A 4,038-nucleotide genomic window follows, 5' to 3' on the forward strand; every position below is an offset into this window, starting at 1 on the left:
CTGTTAAGATTCTGCAGATAAGCCAAAAAAAGATCCATTCCTTTTTCCATTACATGAAATTTCCAGACCCATAGATCTTTGAAATACCCTTATCAGGTAAAAACCTTATAGAAGCATATCGGTAATAGGCAAGATAAACAATGACAGATATTCACTCCATAGTGCGAAAAGACCTGAAAAACCTCACCAGCCCGGCAGGCCTTCTTCAGATTACTTTCATCGTAATTGTCCTTGTTGGTCTCTTCTATATCAGTCTCCGAAATTACCTTCTCTTTCATGGAGCCATTGAACTCGCCGGGATCGCAGTTGCATTCTCAATCTTCATTATAATATGGAATACCCGCGGTGTCATCAACGATGCATTTTTCCTTATTCTGGGCATCTCATTCCTCTTTATTGGAGGAATTGATCTTGTTCATACACTTGCGTATAAAGGGATGGGAGTTTTTCCCGGCAACAATACAGATCTCCCTACCCAACTCTGGATAGCAGCACGATACTTCCAAAGCATCTCGTTCTTTATAGGGTCACTCTTCATTGGCAGGACGGTTATCAAAGACCGGAAATATGATGCAGATATCGTCATTGCAACTTGCACTGCAGCCATTACATTGATATTTGCGAGCATCTTTATCTGGCAAATCTTCCCACCCTGCTACATTGAAGGCATCGGGCTCACCCGGTTCAAGATTACAAGCGAGTATCTCATCCCACTCTTCCTTATTGCCACGATCATTATCCTGTACCATAAACGGAAACACTTTGATAATGAAGTCTGGAAATTTATCATCGCTGCACAGGTATTCCTCATTCTTGGAGAACTGGCATTCACCTCCTATGTCTCGGTTTTTGGTTTCATGAACATGCTCGGACACCTCTTCAGACTCATATCAGTCTATCTGTTCTACCGGGCGTTTGTCGTCATCAGTCTGACCAGGCCATATGACCTAATCCTTCATGATTTGAAAGAAAAGGAAAAAGCCCTGCAGGAAAGTGTGGAGCAATTCCGGGCTGTTTTTAACCAGACATTCCACCTGATGGCTGTCCTGGATCCTCAGGGAATCCTGATAGAAATCAACACAGTTGCAACCAAATATCTCCAGGATGAGCATAAAGATCCAGGAACAGAACTGGGAAAACCATTCTGGCTTACAACATGGTGGACACACGATCCTACCCAGCAGGAACAGTTAAAAAAAGCGATCCCCCGTGTCAGGGACGGCGAGGTGGTACGGTTCGAAACCACCCATCCATTAGGTAAAAACCTGATAAATATCGATTTTTCACTGAAACCAGTGAGAGATCCCCATGGGAATACCCTTCTCCTCATTGCTGAAGGCTGGGACATAACAGCCCGCAACCGGGCAGAGGCATCCTTGCGGGCAAGTGAGGAAAAATATCGGCTTATTGTAGAAAATAGTCACGATCTTATTTATACACTGAATTCTAAAGGGGAATTCCTCTATGTTTCTCCTTCCTTTCAAACGGTTCTTGGTTACAGTCCTGATGAGCTTATAGGCCATCCATTCCAACCCCTAATCCATCCGGATGATATCCACCAGCTCCTGGCGGTTTTTCGTCTCACCCTTGATGAAGGTTACACCACCCAGGGGATAGAATATCGTGTCAGAAAAACATCAGGAGAATATCGCTGGCATGTCTCCCGTGGGAATGTTGTAAGGGATACTACCGGGAATTTTAGTTATTTCATGGGTATTGCGTTTGATATTACCAACCGCAAGGAAGCAGATGAGGCACTCCAAAAGAGCGAACAACGATTCAGGGAGATTTTCGATAATGTATCAGAAGGCATCTACCTGTTGGAAGTAACAGAGGATGGCCGATTTAAGAACCTTGAGGTTAACCCGGCACTGGAGAAGAGTGTGGGTATCGCCAAAAGTGATCTTATCGGAAAATACGTTGATGAAACCGTCTCTCCTGAGGTTGGTCAGGCAGTAAATGCCAAGTACCGTCGGTGTTTGGAATCAGGAAATATCTATGAAGACGAGATTGAACTAGCCCTGCCTAATGGAAATCATATCTTCCATTCATCGCTGGTACCTCTTCGTAACCGGGAGAATCATATAGACCGCATCCTGGGAATTACATATGATATAACTGAACGCAGGAAAATGGAGGATGCCTTACGTGATAGTAAGAACCGTCTGGAAACCGTGATAGTAAATATCCCGGTAATACTCTTTGCAATTGATAAAAAGATGCGGTTTACCCTCTCCGAAGGACTTGGTCTGAGGAGTTTAAGTCTTGAACCAAATCAGGTTATGGGACAGCGGGTTGATGATTTGTATGCAGAATATCCAGATATCATTACTGCATGTAAAGAAACCCTAAGTGGAAAGCCACAATCATTACAAGTAAATGTCAATGGCATAATTTTAGATGTTAATACCAATCCGCTCTTTGATGAAGAGGGCAGGGTCTATGGTCTCATTGGAATCGCATCTGACATTACCGAACGGAAACGAGCCGAGGAAGCGCTCAAGCAGAGCGAAGAGGAATTGCGCACACAACTCGAAGAAATCGTCATGGCTCATCAGGAGCGGGCAAAGAGCGAGGAGAACTTCAGGATTCTTGTAGACAGCGCCCCTGATGCGATTTACATACAAACGAATAACCGGTTCCGGTACCTCAATAACGCCGCCTTGAAGTTACTTGGTGCCGATTCAGCAGATCAACTATTGGGAACAGATTTCATTGATCGTATCGACCCTGCATTTCATGAGAGTGTCCGTGAACGGATAAATAGTGGCAACGAAAATCAGAAACCAACCGAACTCCTTGAAGAGATTTACCTGAAACTTGATGGAACTCCGGTTTATGTAGGGGTAAAAGAAGTGCCGTTCGAGTATCAGGGACAAATCGGTGCCCTAGCCCAGATCCGCGACATAACGGAACGGAAACGGGCAGAAAAAGCCTTGCGGGAGAGTGAGGAAAGATATCGCGTCCTGTTTGATGAATCTCCAATTTCCCTGTGTGAGGAAGACTTCTCTAGTATCAGGGACTGGATTGACAAGAAACGAGAAGAAGGTGTCGAGGATTTCAGAAGCTGGTTTGAAACTCACCCTGATGAAGTTAAATCATGTGCCCTGATGGTGGATGTAACCCGAATAAACCGTGCTACCCTGCTGTTATTCAAGGCAGAATCCAAAACGGATTTTTCGAGCGGATTTTCAACCATCTTTGCATCTGATTCATTCAGATCCTTCAGGGAGGAGATTATTACCCTGATCTCTGGGAAAACCGAGTTTGAATGTGAAATTCCCGTTCAGACCATGACCGGTGAGAAAAGGATTGTATTGCTCAAGATGATCGTTGTTCCCGGCTTTGAACAGACACTTGAGAAAGTCATTATTTCGCTTATCGATATTACGCAACGCAAACTGGCTGAGGATGCGTTATACCAGGCAAATGCAAAACTCAACCTGTTATCAAGTATCACCAGACATGATATCGGTAATGATCTCCAGGTTGTTCTTGGTTACCTTAATTTTTCATTGGAGGAGGACCTGAATCAACCGGTGAAAGGATTTTTAGAAAAAGCACAGGCATCTGCAATAAATATAGAGGAACAGATATTATTCACCCGGGATTACCAGGACATCGGTGTACGCTCACCAATCTGGCAGGATGTCAGCAAAGTGATCTCCCGTTCGATCAAAACAATTGATATCAGTCCGATTCAGATTCAAATTGATATATCAGGGGTTGAGGTTTATGCAGACCCACTGATCGAGAAAGTTTTTTTAAATCTTGTTGATAATGCAAAGCGATATGGTGAGACGATCACCAGGATTCGATTCTCCGGATTTGAAGGAAAAGAGGGATACACCATCATCATTGAGGATGATGGGGTAGGGATACCGGCTGAATATAAATCGAAAATTTTCAGACGGGAATATTATAAACATACCGGGTTGGGACTTAATCTTTCACGAGAAATTCTGGATATCACCGGGATAACCATCATTGAAACGGGTGTCCCCGGAAATGGAGCGAGGTTTGAGATTAGGGTGCCTG

At 44.0% G+C, this 4,038-nt stretch carries 1 protein-coding gene; it reads left to right on the forward strand.

What is annotated here, in order from left to right; all coding sequences use genetic code 11:
• Nucleotides 1–140: 140 nt before the first annotated feature.
• On the forward strand, nt 141–4,038 hold a 3,898-nt coding region (locus VN429_RS11645; RefSeq protein ID WP_325633513.1), incomplete at its 3' end, for a PAS domain S-box protein.

The organism is Methanospirillum sp. (assembly GCF_035560735.1).
Taxonomy (GTDB): Archaea; Halobacteriota; Methanomicrobia; order Methanomicrobiales; family Methanospirillaceae; genus Methanospirillum.